Annotated in this window: 22 protein-coding genes; 12 read left to right on the top strand and 10 right to left on the bottom strand. The window is 34.3% G+C overall.

What is annotated here, in order from left to right:
• Nucleotides 1-21: 21 nt before the first annotated feature.
• The 11 genes from DR871_RS07145 to DR871_RS07095 all read left to right on the top strand — a co-directional run bounded on the left by DR871_RS07145 (nucleotide 22) and on the right by DR871_RS07095 (nucleotide 8,604).
• The gene (locus DR871_RS07145) at nucleotides 22-174 is read left to right on the top strand and encodes a lmo0937 family membrane protein (RefSeq protein WP_113633710.1); all 153 of its coding nucleotides are present in this window, start codon (nucleotides 22-24) and stop codon (nucleotides 172-174) included.
• Nucleotides 175-223: 49 nt separating this feature from the next.
• Complete coding sequence (locus DR871_RS07140; RefSeq protein WP_113633709.1) at nucleotides 224-376, top strand: lmo0937 family membrane protein; 153 nt, start codon at nucleotides 224-226, stop codon at nucleotides 374-376.
• Nucleotides 377-410: 34 nt separating this feature from the next.
• The gene (locus DR871_RS07135; RefSeq protein WP_113665916.1) at nucleotides 411-743 is read left to right on the top strand and encodes a YtxH domain-containing protein; all 333 of its coding nucleotides are present in this window, start codon (nucleotides 411-413) and stop codon (nucleotides 741-743) included.
• A gap of 52 nt (nucleotides 744-795) precedes the next feature.
• A complete protein-coding gene (locus DR871_RS07130; RefSeq protein ID WP_113665917.1) occupies nucleotides 796-1,143 on the top strand; it encodes a hypothetical protein in 348 nt (115 codons plus the stop codon).
• Between the two features lies 1 nt (nucleotide 1,144).
• Nucleotides 1,145-1,501 (top strand): hypothetical protein, encoded by a 357-nt coding sequence (locus tag DR871_RS07125; protein ID WP_113665918.1) that lies wholly within the window; start codon nucleotides 1,145-1,147, stop codon nucleotides 1,499-1,501.
• 111 nt (nucleotides 1,502-1,612) lie between these two features.
• Nucleotides 1,613-1,825: a hypothetical protein gene (locus tag DR871_RS07120; protein ID WP_242497083.1), complete on the top strand. Its 213-nt coding sequence runs from the start codon at nucleotides 1,613-1,615 to the stop codon at nucleotides 1,823-1,825.
• Nucleotides 1,826-2,352: 527 nt separating this feature from the next.
• Nucleotides 2,353-4,140: an Ig-like domain-containing protein gene (locus tag DR871_RS07115; protein ID WP_113665919.1), complete on the top strand. Its 1,788-nt coding sequence runs from the start codon at nucleotides 2,353-2,355 to the stop codon at nucleotides 4,138-4,140.
• Between the two features lie 77 nt (nucleotides 4,141-4,217).
• Nucleotides 4,218-6,251, top strand: a complete 2,034-nt coding sequence (locus DR871_RS07110; protein WP_113665920.1) for an OmpA family protein — start codon at nucleotides 4,218-4,220, stop codon at nucleotides 6,249-6,251.
• Between the two features lie 234 nt (nucleotides 6,252-6,485).
• Nucleotides 6,486-6,965, top strand: a complete 480-nt coding sequence (locus DR871_RS07105) for a nuclear transport factor 2 family protein (protein WP_113665921.1) — start codon at nucleotides 6,486-6,488, stop codon at nucleotides 6,963-6,965.
• The gene (locus DR871_RS07100; RefSeq protein ID WP_207209798.1) at nucleotides 6,955-7,407 is read left to right on the top strand and encodes a DinB family protein; all 453 of its coding nucleotides are present in this window, start codon (nucleotides 6,955-6,957) and stop codon (nucleotides 7,405-7,407) included. Before DR871_RS07105 ends, DR871_RS07100 begins: the two co-directional genes overlap by 11 nt.
• A 108-nt stretch (nucleotides 7,408-7,515) precedes the next feature.
• A complete protein-coding gene (locus tag DR871_RS07095; RefSeq protein ID WP_113665922.1) occupies nucleotides 7,516-8,604 on the top strand; it encodes an AI-2E family transporter in 1,089 nt (362 codons plus the stop codon).
• Nucleotide 8,605: 1 nt separating this feature from the next.
• Here the strand turns inward: DR871_RS07095 and DR871_RS07090 are convergent, their stop codons facing one another.
• The 8 genes from DR871_RS07090 to DR871_RS07055 form a co-directional block, all read right to left on the bottom strand.
• On the bottom strand, nucleotides 8,606-9,652 hold the full coding sequence (locus tag DR871_RS07090) for an o-succinylbenzoate synthase (protein ID WP_113665923.1): 1,047 nt from the start codon (nucleotides 9,650-9,652) through the stop codon (nucleotides 8,606-8,608).
• Between the two features lie 133 nt (nucleotides 9,653-9,785).
• A complete protein-coding gene (locus DR871_RS07085; protein ID WP_113665924.1) occupies nucleotides 9,786-10,994 on the bottom strand; it encodes a tetratricopeptide repeat protein in 1,209 nt (402 codons plus the stop codon).
• 172 nt (nucleotides 10,995-11,166) lie between these two features.
• Nucleotides 11,167-11,844 carry a metal-dependent hydrolase gene (locus DR871_RS07080; RefSeq protein ID WP_113665925.1) on the bottom strand — a complete coding sequence of 226 codons (678 nt, stop codon included), beginning with the start codon at nucleotides 11,842-11,844 and terminating at the stop codon, nucleotides 11,167-11,169.
• 45 nt (nucleotides 11,845-11,889) lie between these two features.
• Nucleotides 11,890-12,852: a 1,4-dihydroxy-2-naphthoate octaprenyltransferase gene (gene menA, locus DR871_RS07075; protein WP_113665926.1), complete on the bottom strand. Its 963-nt coding sequence runs from the start codon at nucleotides 12,850-12,852 to the stop codon at nucleotides 11,890-11,892.
• Between the two features lie 84 nt (nucleotides 12,853-12,936).
• Entirely contained in the window at nucleotides 12,937-14,451 is a 1,515-nt protein-coding gene (locus DR871_RS07070; RefSeq protein WP_113665927.1) for a PH domain-containing protein, read from the bottom strand.
• A complete protein-coding gene (locus DR871_RS07065) occupies nucleotides 14,451-14,972 on the bottom strand; it encodes a PH domain-containing protein (RefSeq protein WP_113665928.1) in 522 nt (173 codons plus the stop codon). The genes DR871_RS07070 and DR871_RS07065 overlap by 1 nt, the downstream gene beginning before the upstream one ends.
• An 83-nt stretch (nucleotides 14,973-15,055) precedes the next feature.
• Nucleotides 15,056-15,886: a 1,4-dihydroxy-2-naphthoyl-CoA synthase gene (locus DR871_RS07060; RefSeq protein WP_091170323.1), complete on the bottom strand. Its 831-nt coding sequence runs from the start codon at nucleotides 15,884-15,886 to the stop codon at nucleotides 15,056-15,058.
• Nucleotides 15,887-16,615: 729 nt separating this feature from the next.
• Nucleotides 16,616-17,470, bottom strand: a complete 855-nt coding sequence (locus tag DR871_RS07055) for a CvfB family protein (protein WP_091170327.1) — start codon at nucleotides 17,468-17,470, stop codon at nucleotides 16,616-16,618.
• Nucleotides 17,471-17,794: 324 nt separating this feature from the next.
• Between DR871_RS07055 and DR871_RS07050 the strand changes: the two genes are divergently transcribed.
• Nucleotides 17,795-19,147, top strand: coding sequence for a M28 family metallopeptidase (locus tag DR871_RS07050; protein WP_113665930.1), 1,353 nt, complete (start codon nucleotides 17,795-17,797; stop codon nucleotides 19,145-19,147).
• Between the two features lie 79 nt (nucleotides 19,148-19,226).
• On the opposite strand, the gene DR871_RS07045 is transcribed toward DR871_RS07050, so the two are convergent.
• Entirely contained in the window at nucleotides 19,227-19,568 is a 342-nt protein-coding gene (locus tag DR871_RS07045; protein WP_113665931.1) for a DUF2853 family protein, read from the bottom strand.
• 88 nt (nucleotides 19,569-19,656) lie between these two features.
• Nucleotides 19,657-21,330, bottom strand: coding sequence for a 2-succinyl-5-enolpyruvyl-6-hydroxy-3-cyclohexene-1-carboxylic-acid synthase (gene menD, locus DR871_RS07040; protein WP_113665932.1), 1,674 nt, complete (start codon nucleotides 21,328-21,330; stop codon nucleotides 19,657-19,659).
• Between the last annotated feature and the right edge of the window lie 38 nt (nucleotides 21,331-21,368).

Below are 21,368 nucleotides of genomic sequence, written 5' to 3'. Positions count from 1 at the left end.
AATCATTTAAAACTAAAAATCATGAGCAACCTTCTTTACACCATCGCAGTAATCTTAGTTATCTTTTGGGCAATTGGATTCTTTGCATACAGTGCAGGATCAATTATTCACATTCTTCTAGTTATTGCAGTAATTGCAATCTTATTCAGACTTATATCAGGTAGAAGAATTTAATTCAAGACTACTAAAAAATCAAAATTATAAATCATTAAAAAAAAACAAAATGGGAAATCTTCTTTATACAATCGCAGTAATTTTAGTAATTTTTTGGGCAATCGGATTTTTTGCATTCAGCCTAGGATCAATTATACATGTACTTCTTGTTATTGCAGTAATAGCAATACTTTTTAGACTTATTCAAGGTAGAGGTATCTAATTCAATTTTTAAATTAATAATAAAATAAATAATTATGAAAGCAGATAAAATAATATTAGGAGTTTTAGGCGGAGTAGCTGTAGGAGCATTATTAGGAGTATTGTTTGCCCCTGAAAAAGGAGACAAAACAAGAAACAAAATCATGAACAAAAGCAATGATTACGCTGACGAATTGAAAGGTAAATTAGATACTTTATTAGGTACAATTACTCAGAAATATGAGAAAATTTGGAAAGAAGGTGAATCTTTAGTATCTGAAGGAAAATCTAAATTTTACGATGCTAAAAGTGAAGGAGAAACTTTACTTGCTGAAGGAAAATCTAAATTTTACGATGCTAAAAACGAAATTAAAAATACAAATATCTAATTAGATATTCCATTTTTAAGATTTCAAAATTAAATTCATTACACATTATATCATGGAAAATAACGCGACAACAATAGAAATGCTTTTCGAAAGAGCAGAGAATTACACCAAAACAACAGTAGAATTGGCGAGGTTAAATGTAGTAGATAAAACTGCTGATGTTGTATCCTCTCTAATTTCTAGAATAGCTGTTTCTATTGTTTTTGCGATGTTTGCCTTTTTGGTCAATATTGGTCTTTCCTTATGGATTGGAGAATTAGTTGGAAAAATATATTATGGCTTTTTCATCGTATCTAGCTTTTATTTACTTATCGCAATAATTCTTTACATCTTTAAAAATGAGTGGATTAAAATGCCTATCAGTAATTTCATGATTGTTAAAATGCTTAAAAAAAATTAATATGAAAAAGATAAACCAAACAGAAATTCTTAAGGAAACTATCGTATTAATGAAAATGAAACAAGCTGATGAATTAGTACAACTTAAAGATCAGTATCATTATACCGTTGAAAGCTTAAAACCATTAAATCTCATAAAAAATGCGTTTGGCATTATAGCTACGTCCCCAGAAATTAAAGGGAATATCCTCAGCAATGTTGTAGGAATGACTACTGGATACATAACTAAAAAAGTTTTGCTAGGATCTACTCACAATCCAATAAAAAGAATATTGGGAACAGTGTTACAATTTGTAATAACCAACATTGTTACAAAACAGTCTGAAAAAGTAAAGGAAAACGACTTGCAAAATGGCTAATTTTAAATTAATACTTTTTTAATTGTTATCTTTAATTTTTTGATAGGAAATTTCAAGCTTTTTGTCCTATTTAAAAAAATTTTTTTATTAAAAATTTTAAATTGAAGTAAGATGATTAAAAGAGTAAACAAGGAAGAATTAATAATTCAAAATAATCAACTTGCTTTTCAAAACCAAGAAAATGAAAAGCGTGCAGCTGAATTAATTATTGCCAATAAAGAACTTGTTTTTCAAAACCTAGAAAAAGAAAAGCGTGCCGCTGAATTAATTATTGCCAATAAAGAACTTGCTTTACCCATTACTACTATTTTACGCATTTCTTAATTCCTGAATCAACCTTAAACTTCACCCGAAGAATTGAAAAAATCATTAGTTTAAACGAAAAAATCTACTTTGACTCGTGATACTTACACCAAAGAGGTCACTGTTTTTATTTTTAGCTCTAACCAAAAAGGGGAATAAAATACAGAGATTTAAGAATTAAAACCTTAAATATTTTTTCTATTCTAAAAATACAATTCAATGTATTCAACTTTTTGTTTTGACTATTGATACTCAATTTTAATTGCTCTCTACATTTTTTTCAAATTCACCTTCCCTTCTAAAGTAGTGCTCTAAATGATATTTTTAGAACAATTACCTGTCTTATTTTCTGATTTTTTCAATAGGTCTAATAAACTTTTATTCAAATAATAAAAATACAACTACTTTATTTACAACAAAATAACAGCTTATAAGTATTTATAAACAGTGAATCTTACAACTTATCTTCCTAATTGTATAATACTAACTGACTTTTATAAAACAACCTTTGTTTTTACAAAATACTTAATCCCCTAAATTAAAAAAAAATGAAAACAAAAAAATTACCATTAACCTTTGCAATACTTTTTATTGCACTAGTTACCGGTTGTGCCAAAGATGATTTCCAAGAAATCGATGGCGTATGTCCGGCTGTAACAATTACTACTCCAACAAATGGAGCTACAAATATCCCACTTGATCAATTAATTTCGGTCACTTTTAATGAAGAAATGAATCCTGAAACAATTAATGAGTCTTCATTTACTTTATTTAACGGTACTTCACAAATACCAGGCGTAGTTACTTACGTTGGTACTACAGCAACGATTACCCCATCAGCTTTACTTGCTCCTAACACTACTTATACTGCAAGAATAGCAAGAACAGTAAAAGATCTTACAGGTAATGCTTTACAAACAGAAACTATTTGGACTTTCAGTACTGGTTTAACAGTTACTCCAATGGTTGCAACTACTGATCCTGAAGATAAAACTAATAATGTGGTTTTAAATAAATTAGTAAGTGTTACCTTCAATATGCCGATGAAGGCTTCAACTATTTCAACAACTTCTTATACTTTAAAACAAGGAACTACAGCTGTTTCCGGAACTGTAACGTATAGTGGTTCAACAGCGACTTTCATTCCATCTGCGCCTTTGGCAGCTAATACTGTTTATACTGCTACTATTTCTAAAGCAGTAACAAATCTAGACAATACAGCTTTAATGGCTGATTATGTATGGCAATTTACTACAGGTTCTTTGATTGCCCCTACTGTATCATCTACAGATCCAATTAACATGTCAACGGGAATAAGTCTTAATAAATCGATTACTGCTAACTTCAGTATGATTATGGATCCGTTAACAATTAATGGAACAACTTTTACCTTAAGACAAGGTACAACAACTATTACTGGAGCCTTAAGTTATTCTGGAACTACAGCCACTTTTAATCCGACAAGTGATTTATTAGAGGGTACACTTTATACAGCTACAATTTCAACTGGTGCAAAAAATGTTGCAGGTAATGCTTTGGCAAATGACTTTGTTTGGAGCTTTACTACATTGGTTACTAATTCCCCTGCTCCTACTGCAGGTTTATTCTTCGGAATATTTGGTGGAAACGCTGGAATTACGAATCAAGGTCTTAACACTAGAATTAATAACGGAGGAATCGGAACAACTGCAGCTTCTACATTAGTAACTGGATTTACTGATAAATTAGCTTCTCCAAATGAATTTTATGATATTACTCCGCTTAATAACGGACTTGTTTTTGGTGGAATTTTTACTGCTGCACCTGCACCAGGAAATGCTACAAAAGCACAAAAAGCATTAGAAGGACTAAATGAAGCAAGAGCATTATATAATAGTATTTCCCCGGCTTCAAAACCAGGAGGAAGTGATCAAGGATCTGGTGAATTAGGAGCCTTAACATTGGCACCTGGTACTTATAAATCAGCTAGTGGTGCTTATAAAATCACTAATGGTGATCTTACATTAGATGCCCAAGGTAATCCAAATGCAGTTTGGTATTTCCAAGCAGAGTCTTCATTAACAGTTGGTTCTCCATCAGCTTCAAGAAATGTTAAATTGATAGGTGGAGCTTTGGCTAAAAATGTTTATTGGTACGTAGGTAGTACAGCAGTAATTAATTACGCAGGTGGTGGTGTAATGGTTGGAAACATCATTGCAGAAGAAGGAGTTACATTGTCTTCTCCAGCTAACAGCACAACGCTTGTTGGTCAAGAAACAGTATTGAACGGAAGAGCTATTTCTTTAATTTCCTCGGTAACTATGGTAAATACGATTATTAATATTCCTGCTAACTAAACAACTACTATCAGATTTAAATCTCCCGTCTTGGGGCGGGAATTTTTTGAATGAAACCTAATAATTAAGACACAAAAATGAAATCAAAAACTAAATATACTGAGAAACCATGTGTTGCATGGTCTCCGAATCACCTTAAAATTAAAAGCGTTGCGATAATTGCTTTGTCATGGTTAAGTGCTCAAACACCTATACAAGCACAGGAAGCACAAGCAGTTAAATATGCAAAACCTTCTTGGTACTTTGGTGTTGCTGGTGGATCAAATTTTAATTTTTACCGTGGTTCTACAAATCAGCTAAATGCTGCTTTTACACCTCCTGCTACTTTTCATGATGGAGACGGTGTTGGACTTTTTATTGCGCCACTTTTAGAATATCGTCCGGCTGATTCCAGATGGGGAGTTATGTTACAAGCAGGTTATGATAGCCGTAAAGGATCTTTTGATCAGGTGCTTACCGATTGCGACTGCCCTGCAGATTTATCTACTGATCTTAGCTACATCACGGTAGAACCTAGCGTGCGTTTTGCTCCGTTTAAATCTAATTTCTACCTTTATGGCGGTCCACGTTTAGCTTTCAATCTGGATAAATCATTTGAGTATCAATTAGGTATTAATCCGGCATTTCCTGACCAGGAGGCTTCTCCTGCGGTTCCGGGTGACTTTAGTGAAATTGAAAAAACTATTTTGTCCATGCAAATTGGCGCTGGATATGATATTCCACTTTCATCTGATAGCAACAAAACACAATTTGTTTTATCTCCTTTTGTTTCGTTCCAACCCTATTTTGGTCAAAATCCACGGTCTACAGAAACATGGAACAACACTACAATTAGAGCCGGTGTAGCCCTTAAATTTGGTCAAGGACAAAATATCCAAGAAGCTACGGATATGGTAAAAGACCGTGAGGTTGATTTTACTGTAAATTCGCCTAGCAATGTTCAAGGTGAAAAAAGAATGACTGAAGTTTTCCCACTTAGAAATTATGTTTTCTTTAATGAAGGATCAACTGAAATTCCAAACCGTTATGTTTCATTGACAAAAGATCAAGTGAAAGATTTCAAAGAAGATCAATTGGAAACATTTGCTCCTAAAAATTTATCAGATCGCTCTAAACGTCAAATGACCGTTTATTATAACGTGTTGAACATCCTTGGAGATCGTATGCAAAAAAATCCTTCAGCGACAATTACTTTGGTGGGTTCATCTAATAATGGCAATACAGATGGTCTTGCAATGGCAGAATCAGTGAAAACGTATTTAGTAAACGTATTTGCTATAAATGCAATTAGAATTACAACTAAAGGTCAAGATAAGCCAAATATCCCATCCGAACAACCTGGAGGAACTCTAGAATTAGTATTATTACGTGAAGGAGATCGCAGAGTTTCTATTGAAAGTAATAGTACTGATTTATTGATGGAATTTCAAAGTGGCCCTGATGCACCATTGAAACCAGTTCAGATTGTTGCGTTACAAGAAGCACCAGTTGACAGTTATGTAACCTTTAATAATAAAGGAGCTGGTGAAGCATTATCGTCTTGGTCATTACAAATAGCTGATGAACAAGGAAAAGTAAAATCTTTTGGACCTTATACTGAGGAAGAAGTTAAAATTCCTGGAAAATCAATTTTAGGTAGTCGTCCAGAAGGAGATTATAAAGTAAAAATGATTGGTCAAACTAAAAGTGGTAAAATTATAGAGAAAGAAATTCCGGTTCACGTGACACTTTGGACCCCTGCAAAAATGGAAGATGGCATGCGCTACAGTATCATTTATGAATTCAATACGTCAAAAGCAATTACGATGTATGAAAAATACCTTACTGAAGTAGTTACACCAAAAATTCCTGTAGGAGCAACGGTTCTTATAAAAGGGCATACTGATATTATTGGTGAAGAAGTGTATAATCAAGGATTATCTCTTGCACGTGCAAATGATGCAAAAAATATCATTGCAAATGCTTTAGCTAAAACTGGTAGAAATGATGTCAAATTTGAAGTTTCTGGCTTTGGTGAAAATGAAAATAATTCTCCTTTTGAAAATAAAACTCCAGAGGAACGTTTTTACAACCGTACCGTAATTATTGATATCATCCCTGCTGTTAAATAAGTAGAGAATACATTTTATAAATACACAAAAAGGATAGAAACTTAAAATTCTATCCTTTTTTTTGTTCAAAATTTAAAAGTATAAATGCTTCATAATCCAATGGATTGGAATCATTATTTTTTTAATAATTTTATAATAAAAGCGTTTCGTTTATTATTGCAAGTTCCAAATTAGATTTGAAAGTGTGAATTTTCGCAAAAAATTAGTAATTTTACTACTCAATTAATGTAAAATATGACTGACAACGAGAAAACCCTGGTAAAATTCTATTCTGCTTTTTCAAATGCCGATGCGGCAACAATGTGTGAATGTTACGATTCAACGATACAATTTCGCGATCCTGTTTTCGGATTATTGAAAGGAAATGATGTTTGCCAAATGTGGAAAATGTTGATAGAAAAAAGTAACGGAAATATTAAAATCGAGTACTCAGCTATAAAAGCCACTGAGTATTTAGGTTCTGCACAATGGATTGCCACTTACAACTTCAGCAAAACCAATAGAAAAGTAGTCAACGTAATTCAGGCACAATTTCAGTTCAAAGACGGACTAATAATTAAACATACAGATGAATTTGACCTGTTTAAGTGGTCGAAACAAGCTTTTGGAATTACCGGACATCTATTTGGATGGACAGGTTTTTTTCAGAAAAAAATTCACAAAAAAGCACTCTTATCTCTGAAAAAATATAAAGATACCCGTCATGCTGATTGAAACTCTAAAAAAACTTTTCAATAGGGATTTAAACATGCTAAAATTTGAAATTGAATCGTACCAAAATGAAACTAATCTTTGGAAAATTGAAAGTAACATTAGCAATTCAGCGGGAAATCTGTGTTTGCATTTAATTGGAAACTTAAATACTTACATTGGTGCGCAGTTTGGAAAAACCGGATATATCAGAAACAGAGCACTCGAATTTTCACTGAAAGACATCCCAAAAACAGAATTGCTTTCAAAAATCGAAGCAACGAGAATTGCGGTTAACAATGCGCTTAATGGTATTTCTGAAGAAGATTTAAATACAGAATATCCCCTTTTAGTTTTCGAGAATAAAACTTCAACTGAATTTATGTTTATCCATTTGACTACGCACTTAGCCTATCATTTAGGACAAATAAATTACCACAGACGATTATTAGATACTAAAATCTAATTATAAGAAACATTCAATTTACCGCATTTCTGCACGTTAAAATTCGTACTTTTATTAAAAATCGTATTACAATACGAATCGTAAAAACGGATTTAAAAACAAATTTGTATGTTGCAATCTTCTAAAACACCCGTTATATTTCACTCAGACAGAAAATATTCTGTTTTAGAAATTCTTCAGTTGATAGTCTTAGCTTGTCTACTGCTCTATTTTGGCAAAACACTATTTATTCCGTTAAGTTTTTCTTTACTCATTGGTTTTATTTTATATCCTATTTGTAAATGGATGGAAACAAAAGGAATAAACAAAGGAATTGCTATTTTCATTTCTATTTTAGGAGTAACTCTTTTGGTTGGAGGAATAATCTACTTACTAATCGCGCAATTTTCAGAATTCCTTCAAGAATGGCAAACCTTGCGATTAAAATTAACCGAAACCGTAAATCAATTGAGCCTTTGTATTTCGGAACGATTTGATATTAGTTTGGAAAAACAAAATGATTTCATTAATAATATACTCAACAACTCCGGTTCACAAGCCCTTTCAATCGTTCGAAACACCGCTTATTCTCTATCTGAATCAGCATTTTTTCTAATCATGATACCTGTTTTCTCTACATTAATACTTTTCCATCGCCAGATGTTATCGAATGCCTTATATGAGCTTTTTCCTCCTGAAAGAAAAAATACCATTCATGAAATCCTTGTGGAAACTATTCATGAATATTACAATTTCATTAAAGGAATGTTGGTAGTTTATTTAATAGTTGGTTTATTAAACAGCATTGGACTTTGGATAATTGGGGTACCAAATCCCTTTCTGTTTGGATTTATAGCCTCAATTTTAACTTTTATTCCGTATGTCGGAATCATGATATCCGCTCTTTTGCCCATTGCAGTTTCCTGGATAACGTATAATTCCATTTGGTATCCGTTAGCCGTTATTGTCGTTTTTTCTATCGTGCAATTGCTTGAAGCCTATATTATATTTCCATTTGCAGTAGGAAGTCGCTTGAAAATAAACACATTGGTTATAATTATTGTGGTAATTGTGGGCGGTATTTTATGGGGTGCTGCAGGAATGATTCTGTTCATTCCTTTCATCAGTATAGCAAAGTTGATTGCGGACCGAACATCAAGCTTAAAGACGTTATCGGTTTTATTGGGAGACGGTGAACAAAAGAAAACTACGAAATAATCTATTTCAAAAGGGCAAAATCAAACGCCCAATTCAATTCATTTTTATACCATAATTGTCCCTCTGAAACTTCCAATGGACAGTCAAAATTATTGTTATAAAGCGCTCCGGTTCCTAATCCCTGAGGCATCAAATTGTGCTGTAAAAAGGTCCATTGCGCAATGGCATTGAGTCCAATATTACTCTCCAAAGCTGAGGTAATCCACCACCCGATTTTATGCTTTTCAGCCAATGAAATCCACTCTTGAGTGCCTCGAAAACCACCTACAAAACTTGGCTTTAAAATGATGTATTGCGGCTTGATTTTCTCTAATAATTGTTCTTTTTCTGGCAAAGTAAACACACCAATCAACTCTTCATCCAAAGCAATAGGAAAAGGAGTGGTTTTACACAGCTCTGCCATCCTGTCAGTATGATTTTTTTGTATCGGTTGTTCAATGCTATGCAGTTTAAATTCAGTTAGTTGAATTAATTTATCTAAAGCTAAATCTGAATCAAAAGCACCGTTAGCATCTACCCGAATTTCGACTTGTTCCGGAGTGAAATGTTCCCGTATAAAGTGTAATAATTGCAGTTCTTTATCGAAATCTATAGCTCCTATTTTGAGTTTGATACATGTAAAACCATCTGCTAATTTTTCTTCGATTTGCTGCTTCATAAAAGCCTCCTCACCCATCCAAACTAAACCGTTTATCAAGATGGATTTTGTACCATTTGTAAAGTCCGAAGGAAAGAGTAAAAAAGGAGTTTCACTCACTAAAGATTGGAACGCCATTTCGACTCCAAATTGTATAGAAGGAAACTCTAATAATGCTTCCCAAAGCTGGTCTTTTCCCAAGTTAATATTGTCGCAAGTCCATTTCAATTTTTCTTCATAATCCGAACGATCATCAATACTCAGTCCGCGAAGGATTCCGCACTCTCCTATTCCTTTTTTACCGTCCTGTTCTAAGAAAATAAACCAAGTTTCTTTTTCGGTCATAACGCCACGGGATGTTCCTGATGGTCGTTTGAAATCCAGAATGTATTTGTGGTAGGTTGCTTTCAAGAAATTTTAAATTATGAGTTATTTTTAATCTAACATACTTGTATCTGACTAATTTTATTAAAACTTAAATGCCTTATATGGTAAAAACAAATTAATCGCTTCTTTAAAACATATAAGTCATTTAAGTTTCAATCTATTTTTCCATCAACTTCAAAACTCTTTCAAAGTCATCGGAAACTATTCCCGCTTTTTTGAAAGCTGCAAAATCTTGTTTTATTTTTTGAGTCCAACTCAAGCTATCCGTAACGTTTTGAGACAGATACTCTTTATAAATGGCTTTTGCTGAAGCATAATTATCATTCAATAAATAGGCGTGCGCCAAATTTAGCTTTATCAGCAACTCCGTATCATCAAGCTTCTCGCCTTCTTTCAGGAATTTAATCGCTTTACCGTATTGCTTCGTCAACACATAACTACTTCCTATTGCGTTGTAATCCAAAGCAGTTGCTTTTCCATCATTGATTATCGTTGTCAGTTTCTGAATAGCTTCGCCTTGCTTTCCTTGTTTTGCTAATGTAACGGCTTGCTTGCGCAAATCATCATACACGCTTTTAGAAAGACTGCTTTCGCCAAAACAACTGTTTCCAAAATCCTTGAACGCTTTAGCACGCTCTACAGTCAATAATTTTTGGAATTCCTTATACTTGTACTTGGATTGTATTCTATCGAGGATACAAACGCAAAAATCATCTGAATTGGTCATTTTTTGAGCCAAATTAGACGTTTTGCATTGATCGATGATTGCTTTTCTGTTTTCAAGCGTCCAACCGCGACTTAGTTTATTATCGACCCACGGCACGACTTCCAGAATGATTTTTTGGTTCATAATCCAGTTTTTACTTTCGAAACCAAACCATAAATTCCCTGAATTCGATTGCATACAAGCAGATTTCTCTTTAGATAGTCGCTTGGCGTCTTTACTGACTGGTGTATCTTGAACCAAACAAGCATCATCTGTTTTTCCGTTTTCTTTGTATTTTGCAGCTAATTCAGCGCTAGAGAAAACTGCATACTTGCATTTGTCATCTCCTGAGATTTTTGACAAGATAAAAACTGCTCCTGCTGAACCTTGACTTATTCCTGTAGGATCTGGAATAGCTTTTAAAACCGAAACTAAACTGCCCGCCATTTGCTGATTTTTATCCAAAAGTGTTATTCTGTAAACGACTTCGGTGGTACCTTCAGGAAAATCTTGGGTTTTTATGATGATTCTGTCTCTTGCGGAAACCGATATTTCTTCAGTTGTAGCTCGGGTTTTATCCCAATAGCCGTCTTTTTGAGAGAAAACGGTATTTGCAGTAATTAGCAACAAAAATAAAACGATAAAATTCTTTTTATGCATGATTGACTTGGAATTCTTTAAAATTTAAACACAAAGTTTTAGCAAAGTTGATAAAGTGTTATAGCAACGATTAACCTAGCCCTGATAACAGCGGTATCCTTTACTTGCTTTTTTAAGCAAGTAAAGATACAAGCGAATAGCAGGAGATTGCTTCGAAAAACTCGCAATGACTTTACAAGTCTATGGAACTTCCTATTTCCAGTAACATCAAATCTTTTCCTTTGTTGAAAAATTTACGAATGGATTCCTCATGGTCAATTTCGATGTAACCGAAAGTATCGTAATGGTAGCCCAGAATTTTATCGCAATCCAAGAAATCAGAAGCGATGATGGCATCCTCGACATCCATAGTGAAATTATCGCCTATCGGAAGAATCGCTAAGTCCAGCTTGGTTCGCATAGGAATGAGTTTCATATCCATAGAAAGCGACGTATCACCAGCGATGTATACGTTTTTATGTTCTCCCTCGATGACAAAACCGCCCGGATTTCCTCCGTAACTGCCGTCAGGAAAAGAACTGGAATGAATCGCATTTACATATTTCAGTTTTCCAAAATCGAAATTCCAACTTCCTCCGTGATTCATGGGATGTGATTGAAAGCCTTTTGCCCCATAATAACCCGCAATTTCAGCATTGGAAACAATTACCGCATTCGTTCTTTTGGCAATTGCCTCGACATCGAGAATATGGTCCCCGTGGGCGTGCGTAAGCAAAATATAATCCGCTTTTAAAGTGTCAATGTCAATGTGCGCTGCATTTGGATTTGCAGAAATATAAGGATCTACAATGATGTGTTTGCCACCAACTTCAATTCCTAATGATGCATGACCGTAAAATGTTATTTTCATATTTATTGATTTAAAAATGGAATAATTCCCTACTTGATTATTAATTTATCTCCCGCCTAAAAAAGTATTCACAATGATATCCGAAAAAAAGTAAATCATACCTAACGACAATAAAACTGAAAGTGCAAAAGTACTCAATGCTAGTTTTTTTAATTCAGGATCTAATTCCTTAGCGTTTTGATTTTTATAGACCGTATTTAAATGCTTAATTAAAGGAATGTAAGCCAATAAAAACAAGTATTGATCAAAATGAAATTCGTCAATAAATGCAAAAATCAACACCAAAACCATCGCCGTTACAATCAAAATGTAATGGTATATTTTAGCTTTGGCTCCACCAATTTTTACAACAATCGTGTTTTTATTTGATTTTCTATCCGATGCTTCATCTCGCATATTGTTCAAATTCAAAACACCCACGCTCAATAATCCAATAGCGACCGCCGGCAAAACCAACAACGCATCCAATTGTTTGGAGTATAAAAAATTCACTCCTAAAGTACTCACCAATCCAAAAAATACAAACACAAATACATCACCAAATCCACGGTAGCCGTACGCCGTATTTCCAACCGTGTATCGAATGGCAGATACAATTGACAGAATTCCCAATACTAAATAGAAAAAGGAATACCATAGATTTGTATCTCTAAACGCATAATAAATCAACAACATCGCTGAAAGTAACGTCAAGGCTGATGTCATTATAATGGCACGTTTCATAGCTTGTGGAGTAATCACACCGCTTTGTATCGCGCGCTTTGGCCCTACTCGATCTTCATTATCCGTTCCTTTCATTCCGTCTCCATAATCATTGGCAAAATTGGACAGTATTTGCAATCCTAATGTTGTCAATATAGCAAATCCAAACAATCGCCAATTAAAGACCTCTGTTGGCGTTAATATACTATCTGTTGGGTGTGCCAAAGCATACATGCTACCCACTATTATTCCAGAAACCGATAAGGGTAAGGTTCGTAATCGTGCGGCTTCAATCCAATGTTTCATATTTTTTTATTTAAAAATTTGCAGCTTAAAACTTAAGATTTGTTGCGCATACAACTTGTAACCTTACACTTTAAACCATTTTGTTTACATCCAATTACTATCGGAAGTTTCTATTTCGTACAACCAAAGGTTGACTTGTTGTTTTACTATTGAATAATTCGCTAACTGAAAAGCAATATTTCCTCCTGCAGTATGCAATGTTATGGAACCAATATTCAACTTTTTATGCCAGAAAAGCTGCGACGTTGTAATTGCTTGTATTTTACTGGGCTCAATAATATCATTGCTGATGTCCCAAGCACCACTTTGCTTTATTATAAAATTCTCGTGAATGAATAATCGGTTATTCTTAAATCTAAAATACTGGATTAATCCAATAACAACTAAATACACCGGTACCATATAACTATATTCAAAAATTATAGGCTCAAGCCAATATCCAATCCCTAAAAATCCAAACAAAGGTAATCCTATTGAAATAAAAACAGAAAAAATAAGTTTACGAAAATTAGGTTGCAACATCAACCCTTTTTCAGGAATTTTATGAAACAATAATCTCAATATCGAATCTCTCTCTGCTTCACTACATCCCGGAATTTCAATTATTGATTTTCGTTCTTCTTTTTCTCCGCTTGTCGCTTGTTTGATTTTAAGTTCTAAAATCCCCATTTTCTTTTGGAAATAATTCCTTTTAACGGTCGTAATCTGAACTTTTTCAGGTTTGATAATGGTACTTTTCGTATTTAACAACCCAAAAGACAATAGCAAAGACCCTTTTTGTCGGGTTATTTTGTAATCATAATATTTGAAAACAGTACGGATTACATTCACAACCAAAACCACTACAAACAACAACACTATCGATGTTAAAATAGTTTGCAGCACTAAGTTTTTATCGATGTACGAACCTACTTTTTCTTCGTAAACTTTGCTTTCATCTCCAAAATTTTGAAAATTTTCGTAAATCGTGGTAAAAAAAATCACCAGTAAAGCGATACTTCTGCCATAATTAGACGTAATTCCAACTTTCAGCAAACTCAAAAAACTTATTTTTATGAAAGGATGCGCAGCTTCAAATAGTTTTTGCTCAGTTTCCTCCAATGCAATTGTTTCAGTTCCAATTGTAGTCTTTAGCTCTTCATTTTCTAATAAACGGAATTTCAATTCCAAAGCCAATTCATGAGAAATCGCTTTGATTGTACCTTCTTTTTTATTGCTTCCGGCAGTGTCTACATCCAATTCATAAACCCCAATTAACTTTTGAATAAAAGACTGATTGATATTTACTTGTTGGATTTTACGCAGTTGAATCGAGGTTTTGGTTTTATTAAAAACGCCTTCTGTAATGATAAATTCTTCATTTTCGGAATCCAAAAAGAAAGTAAAATTCAGGTATTTCAAATAAGAAATAACTCCAATACTTACAAATACGGCAATCATCCCAAGGAAAAAATACAATTTATTAACCTCGTCAAACTTGAAAATCCAAATCACAATCATAGGCCACAACGCTCTGGCGTATTGCTGAAGCGTGTAAAAAAACATCACCAAAATTCCTATTGAAGATTGCCTTTGCGGCTGACTAAAATCGGCTCCCATTACAATTGCTTTTGTATTTTGCCCATTAACAATTGTTTGATATTTTCGGCTTGTTCTTTTTCGATTCCCGGAATTTCAATATCACTGGAACTTCCACCGGCTGTAAAAATTTCAATTTTGGCCAGACCAAAATACCGTGAAATTAATCCTTCATGCAAAGCCACGTGCTGTACTCTATTATAAGGAATTACAATTGTATTTGTAGCAATTAATCCGAACCTGAAAAGCACATCATGCTCTCGGAAAGCAAATCCTTTTTTCTTAAATCCAATAATAGAAAATGCTACCAACAAAACTGAGAATATAGGAATCACGACACCTATGATTAACCAGACTCTTCCAGAAAACAGTTCGGGTTTAAACATGGAAAACAATATTGGAACAAGAATAAGTATTCCAATAAATAACGCCAAATTAATCAATACCACCCAAATGTATTTAGGATGTAAATTCGTAAAAGTGACTTCCTCAAATTTTGGAAGTTGGCGCGTATCAATTGTTTCGTTTGTGAAATTTTCCATTTATAAAATTTAGTTTAAAGCTTAAGGTATAAAAGTTTAAAGTTCATTTTTAAAACAACTTTAAACTTTAAATATTAAACTTTTTATGGCAACCATTTTTTCTCAAAATTCGGTTTTCTTTTCTCCAGAAATGCGTTTCTTCCTTCTTTAGCTTCTTCGGTCATATAAGCAAGTCTTGTTGCTTCACCAGCAAAAACCTGTTGTCCCACCATTCCATCATCGGTAAGATTCATCGCAAATTTTAGCATTTTAATCGCCATTGGAGATTTTTGCAAAATTTCCTGTGCCCATTCGTAAGCTGTATCTTCTAATTCAGCATGCGGAATCACAGCGTTCACCATTCCCATATCCATAGCATCCTGAGCAGAATAATTGCGTCCCAAGAAGAAAATCTCGCGTGCTTTTTTCTGTCCCACCATTTTAGCCAAATAAGCCGAACCGTATCCACCGTCAAAACTCGTTACATCGGCATCCGTTTGTTTGAAAATAGCGTGTTCTTTACTCGCCAAAGTCAAATCGCACACCACATGCAAACTGTGTCCTCCACCTACAGCCCAACCTGGAACTACAGCGATAACTACTTTTGGCATGAATCGGATTAAACGTTGCACTTCTAAAATGTTCAAACGATGCTGTCCATCATCACCTACATAACCTTGATGCCCGCGTGCGTTTTGATCGCCACCGCTACAAAAAGAATACACGCCATCTTTAGAGGAAGGCCCTTCGGCAGACAATAAAACTACTCCAATTGAAGTATCTTCCTGAGCATCGTAAAAGGCATTATACAATTCAGCAGTCGTTTTAGGACGGAACGCATTGCGCACATCTGGTCTGTTGAACGCAATTCTGGCAACGCCATTGCATTTCTTATAAGTGATATCTTCGTATTCTTTAGCAGTGATCCAATCCATTACAATTGATTTAAATTATTTTAGTGTAAAAATAAATCATTTTTTACATTTTATCTATTCTATTTGCATAAGCTTGTGGTAATCCTTCTCTGATTAAAGGCTTTAAAATGTTAAAAAACAATAAAAAAATAGCATTTTAACAGTCGCTAATTCAAATTATTTTTAATTTTAGAACAAGCTAATCAGATGAATACAAATTCTTTATCTTGATTAATTATTGATTCTTCACTGATTTATTAACCTAAAAAAAGAATGTATTGAATGCAATTAAAAATGTTGTCGCTCCTTTTTCTACGGTAATAACTTATAAAAATATTTTCAAAGCCTCGATAAACGAGCTAATGATGCTAGCATTTGCCCCAGCAGTAAAAAATAAAAAGTAATACCTACGGTTAATTAAAGAACTATTTTCTTGTCCTTGCAAAAGTGAGACATTAATAAACAATTGTTTAGAAAATTATCTTCCAATATATAGAAAACCAACGGCCTTATTGTGAAATTATTTCTTAACTCGTAAGCAAGTGATTGTACATTTAAAGACAAAACTATCTTTTAGAGTACTTACGCTTAAGTTAATATTTTTAAAATAGTATCGAGTATACTATTGCGCTTAGAAGCGGATAAAGCTACTTTGAACTTCAAATTTATTTTAATGTTGCCAGAATTTAATATTCTAAAACAACATTAAAAAGAGAAAGACTAACCGTTACGATTAGTCTTTCTTTTTTTTTATTCCTTAACCAAGTAAATTCCGTCTTCCTTGATTTCGATTAATTTCTCTCTATATAAAGCTCCTATCGCTTTCTTGAAGGTTTTCTTACTCATTTTCAAAACCGTTTTAATGTCCTCCGGATGTGAATTATCAGTCAAACGCAAGAAACCTCTGCTCGCTCTTAACTCATCCAGAATTTTTTCTGCATTCGGTTCGATACTTTGATATCCTTGAACTTGCAATGCCACATCAATCTTATTATCCGGACGAATTGTCTTGATATACCCTCGCATGCGATCTCCCGTGCGAATCGCATCATCATACACTTCATCTTTGTACATCAAACCTTTGTACTTTTCGTTGATGATAACGTTAATTCCTAATTCAGTGATATGAGAAACAATTAAATCTACCTCTTCCCCTTTTTCAACCGTTAGGTGATCATTTTTTAAAAACTGATTCAATTTACTGGAAGCCACCAAACGATTGGTTTTCTCGTCCATATAAAGGTACACTAAGTAGCGTTTTCCTTTTTCCATCGGACGTGCCTGCTCTTTAAACGGAACCAAAATATCCTTTTCCATTCCCCAATCCATAAAAGCACCTATTTGATTGGTATAATTCACACGCAAAAGTGCAAATTCATTCAATAATATATACGGCTCTAATGTTGTGGCAACGGGTCTTTCTTCGTGGTCTAGATACACAAAAACAATCAATTCCTCACCTATTTCAAATTCGTTGGGAACGTACTTGTTAGGCAACAGAATGTCATGAATTCCTTCAGGATCTTGTTCAGGATTTCCCAGAAACAAACCCACTTTGGTATCGCGTAGTATGGTAAGCGTATTGTATTTTCCTATTTCAATCATTTTCTTTCAATTTCTAAAGCGCAAAGGTACGAAGTTTGAAAATAGTAAATTAAGAAACCGTCCACAAAAAAACAAAGCCCAAATCCGATGTCTATTTTCTTTTTTAGGAGCAGAACTTTCCGCTTTTTTCATGACGAGTTGTCCCGCTGTCCGCAGTATCCACGCCCAAAAGCGTGGGATACTTGCTTCCATCGGGGCTAGATTAGAACGTTTTGTTTTTCAGAATTTCGAATAGTAGAAGAGTAAACAATTCCTAAAACTCAATTTCGTTTATACTTTCTTTTTCTTTTTTACTAACTTTGAGAAAACTAAAAAAACCTATTAATGAAACCAACCTCAATATTCTGTTTGTTCCTACTACTATTCATTTCTCATACCAATTACGCACAAACCACAGTCGATGATCCCGAAATAAAAAAAATGGTTGCCGAAGTAAAATCGGAAAACATGGAAGCTACAGTTCGTAAACTCGTATCTTTTGGAACCCGACATACATTGAGCGATACAAAAAGCAACACACGCGGCATTGGCGCAGCGCAACGCTGGGTAAAATCAGAATTTGATAAATATGCAGTGAAATCAAATGGAAGACTAACTTCAGTGATTGATTTTTTCACCATCAAAGCTGATGGAAGACGTATTGCCACCGACAGCCAGTTGGGGAATGTGATGGCAACCTTAAAAGGAACTGATCCTACAGATGACCGTGTATTGATCATAAGCGGACATTTAGATTCCCGAGCTTCAGATGTAATGGATGCCAAATCAGATGCGCCTGGTGCAAATGATGATGCTTCTGGAGTAGCTGCCATGATGGAACTGGCCCGAATTATGAGCCAAAGAGAATTTCCTTTTACCTTAATTTTTGTAGCTGTTGTTGGTGAAGAGCAAGGATTGTATGGAGCCAAACATTTAGCCGATGTTGCCAAAGATGGAAAATGGAATGTAATTGCGATGATCAATAATGACATGATTGGAAACAGTTTATCCAGCGGAACTTTATTACGTGATAACACTAAAGTTCGTGTTTTCAGTGAAACAATTCCATTCTTAGAAACTGAAGCAGAATCAAAAATGCGTAAATCAACCAATCGTGATAATGATAGTCCATCGAGACAATTAGCCCGATACATTAAAACAGTTACGAATCAATATGTAGAGCAACTGGATATTAATTTAGTGTATCGCAACGACCGTTTCTTACGTGGAGGCGATCACACTCCTTTCAATCAAAATGGATTTACAGCGATTCGTTTTTGTGAAATGAACGAAAACTACGATCACCAACACCAAAACGTACGTAAAGAAAATGACATTCAATATGGCGATCTTGCAGAGTTTATGGACTTTGAATATATGAAGAAAGTGACCTGTTCTAACTTGGCTACGTTCAGCAATTTGGCTTGGTCACCTAAAGCACCTACAAACGTAGGAATTGAAGTAAAGGATTTGACTAATTTTTCTACTTTAGTTTGGACCGCTCCTGAAGGAAAGTCGGTTTATGGATATAACATTCTTATTAGAGAAACGTCATCGCAACATTGGGAAAAAACAATTTTTGTAAAAGATACAAAAGCTGAAATCCCCTATTCTAAAGACAATTTTTTCTTTGCTGTTCAAGCTGTAGATGCATTAGGACATTCCAGTTTACCGGTTTTTCCAATACCAATTCGTTAAAAAAGCGTTCAATACTAAACAAAAAAGCGTTTGCCTCAGGCAAACGCTTTTTTTATGGGTATCATTTACAAATTAAGTATTAATTGTAAACACTCTCTTTTTTGAAGTGAACAGCCAGTAAATAATAAATTACCACTCTGTATTTATTCTTGTTAGAACGACCGTATTTTTCCATCACGGCGTCTATTGCCGCATCTAATTCAGGTCCGTCAGTAAGTCCTAATTTCTTAATTAAGAAATTGTTTTTTACCGTATCTAATTCGGATTGCTGACTTCCGGCTACCGTTGCCGAATCAGCATTATAAATTGACGGCCCACAACCAATAGTTACTTTTGTCAACAAATCCATGTCTGGACTTACACCACATTTGTCTTTTAAATCAGCGGCGTACTTTACAATTAATTCTTCTCTTGCACTCATAAATTAAGGTTTTGTTATTGATTAATAGGTTTTTATATAACCAAATTTAAACATTAATTCATCTCATTTCACGAATTAGAAAAAAATATTAGACTAATTCTTTAAAATATTGCAGTAAAATGCTGTCATTTTTTAATGTGGGCGTGAAAACTTCCATAATACTTGGTTTTTCATTTTGAGCATATAAAGCGGTCAAACTTCTTGATAAACTAGCTTCATCGCTGGCAATACTATATTCAAAACCATACATTTTAGCCAAATGTTCCGCCGTTAAACAATGAGAAGTCTCAAAAAATGTATTAAAAACAGGACTCTCTTCGTGTCCTGGTAAAATCCTAAAAATTCCGCCACCTCCATTATTGATTAGAATAATCTTGAAGTTCTTTGGGATATAATTGTTCCATAACGCATTGCTATCGTACAAAAATCCAATATCTCCTGTTATAAAAACAGTTTGTTTATCATCTCGTCCTAAAGACGAGACAGCCGCACCAATAGCCGTAGAAGTGCTTCCGTCGATTCCGCTAGTACCACGATTGCAATACACTTCAATCGAAGGATCAATATCTATTAATTGGGCATATCGAATCGCTGAACTATTGCTGATTTGCAACTGACTATTGATTGGTAAACACTGCATCACTTTTTCGAAAACTTTAAAATCCGAAAAAGGAATTTTGTCTAAATAAATATCACTTTTTAGCTTTCGCAATGCTTTTACAGCGTCTAATTGCTCGAAATAATTACTTTGTGTTGATTCTGTAAGTGGCAAGAAAGTGTCAAAAAATACATTTGGGTCAACTTCAAAATGCTTAGTCAAAGCGCCAAACGTATCATACGCTCTCCAAGAATCAATATGCCAATGGTGTTTTGGTTTGTATTTTCTTAAAAAAGCCTTGATTCGTTTTGAAACGACCATCCCGCCAAAAGTCACCAATATTTCCGGACGAAAATTTTCAAAATCTTCATTCGTAAAAGGTGTAATTATTGTGTCTATATTATTGATAAAAGTATCATGATGCAAGTTAGAAGTTGTTTCGGTTAACACTACAACCGACTCGTCTTTGGCGAAAGCCTCAATTATTTTTTCAGTAATAACATTCGGATCATTCACGCCAACCAGAATCATTTTTTTGGTGGAATTGTTCCAAATAGATGCATATTCTGTAACATCTTCAATGGAAATCGTCTGAGTAGCATTTGCGAAAGCAACAGTATTGACTTTAACTGAAAGCTCAGAAACGGTTTCATATAAGGGCTCTTCAAAAGGAGCATTGATGTGAACAGGACCTTTTTGAGTGATAGCCGTATTAATCGCTTCGTTAATTTTTAAATCATTCTCGGCTGAAACATCTTCATGCAAATTAGCATTGTATAGTGAATGGTTTTCGAAAACATTTTCTTGTCTAATCGTTTGTCCGTCGCCAATATCAATTTTGCTTTGCGGTCTGTCTGCCGAAATCACAATCATAGGAATCTGGCTGTAAAATGCTTCCGCAAAAGCTGGGTAATAATTCAATAAAGCCGAACCGGAAGTACATACTAATGCCACTGGTAGCTTGGTTTGTTGTGCAATTCCCAATGCAAAAAATGCAGCCGAACGCTCATCAGCAATACTGTAACATTGAAAGGCGGGATTGTTTACAAAACCAATTGTAAGCGGGGCATTTCTAGAGCCCGGAGAAATAATTATGGTGGTGATTCCTTTGGCCAAACAAATTTCAATAATGCTTTGTGCTAAAGGTATTTTGGGGTAAATCATTGTGTAAATTTTCTGAAATACAAAGTTACAAACTTGCA

The sequence above is a fragment of the Flavobacterium petrolei genome (assembly GCF_003314435.2).
Taxonomy (GTDB): Bacteria; Bacteroidota; Bacteroidia; order Flavobacteriales; family Flavobacteriaceae; genus Flavobacterium; species Flavobacterium petrolei.
This window is presented reverse-complemented; position numbering and strand designations above follow the sequence as displayed.

Coding starts and splice junctions, on each gene's coding strand:
- DR871_RS07145 (WP_113633710.1), top strand. CDS start 22: ATGAGCAACCTTCTTTACACCATCGCAGTAATCTTAGTTATCTTTTGG.
- DR871_RS07140 (WP_113633709.1), top strand. CDS start 224: ATGGGAAATCTTCTTTATACAATCGCAGTAATTTTAGTAATTTTTTGG.
- DR871_RS07135 (WP_113665916.1), top strand. CDS start 411: ATGAAAGCAGATAAAATAATATTAGGAGTTTTAGGCGGAGTAGCTGTA.
- DR871_RS07130 (WP_113665917.1), top strand. CDS start 796: ATGGAAAATAACGCGACAACAATAGAAATGCTTTTCGAAAGAGCAGAG.
- DR871_RS07125 (WP_113665918.1), top strand. CDS start 1,145: ATGAAAAAGATAAACCAAACAGAAATTCTTAAGGAAACTATCGTATTA.
- DR871_RS07120 (WP_242497083.1), top strand. CDS start 1,613: ATGATTAAAAGAGTAAACAAGGAAGAATTAATAATTCAAAATAATCAA.
- DR871_RS07115 (WP_113665919.1), top strand. CDS start 2,353: ATGAAAACAAAAAAATTACCATTAACCTTTGCAATACTTTTTATTGCA.
- DR871_RS07110 (WP_113665920.1), top strand. CDS start 4,218: ATGAAATCAAAAACTAAATATACTGAGAAACCATGTGTTGCATGGTCT.
- DR871_RS07105 (WP_113665921.1), top strand. CDS start 6,486: ATGACTGACAACGAGAAAACCCTGGTAAAATTCTATTCTGCTTTTTCA.
- DR871_RS07100 (WP_207209798.1), top strand. CDS start 6,955: ATGCTGATTGAAACTCTAAAAAAACTTTTCAATAGGGATTTAAACATG.
- DR871_RS07095 (WP_113665922.1), top strand. CDS start 7,516: ATGTTGCAATCTTCTAAAACACCCGTTATATTTCACTCAGACAGAAAA.
- DR871_RS07085 (WP_113665924.1), bottom strand. CDS start 10,994: ATGCATAAAAAGAATTTTATCGTTTTATTTTTGTTGCTAATTACTGCA.
- DR871_RS07080 (WP_113665925.1), bottom strand. CDS start 11,844: ATGAAAATAACATTTTACGGTCATGCATCATTAGGAATTGAAGTTGGT.
- menA (WP_113665926.1), bottom strand. CDS start 12,852: ATGAAACATTGGATTGAAGCCGCACGATTACGAACCTTACCCTTATCG.
- DR871_RS07070 (WP_113665927.1), bottom strand. CDS start 14,451: ATGGGAGCCGATTTTAGTCAGCCGCAAAGGCAATCTTCAATAGGAATT.
- DR871_RS07065 (WP_113665928.1), bottom strand. CDS start 14,972: ATGGAAAATTTCACAAACGAAACAATTGATACGCGCCAACTTCCAAAA.
- DR871_RS07060 (WP_091170323.1), bottom strand. CDS start 15,886: ATGGATTGGATCACTGCTAAAGAATACGAAGATATCACTTATAAGAAA.
- DR871_RS07055 (WP_091170327.1), bottom strand. CDS start 17,470: ATGATTGAAATAGGAAAATACAATACGCTTACCATACTACGCGATACC.
- DR871_RS07050 (WP_113665930.1), top strand. CDS start 17,795: ATGAAACCAACCTCAATATTCTGTTTGTTCCTACTACTATTCATTTCT.
- DR871_RS07045 (WP_113665931.1), bottom strand. CDS start 19,568: ATGAGTGCAAGAGAAGAATTAATTGTAAAGTACGCCGCTGATTTAAAA.
- menD (WP_113665932.1), bottom strand. CDS start 21,330: ATGATTTACCCCAAAATACCTTTAGCACAAAGCATTATTGAAATTTGT.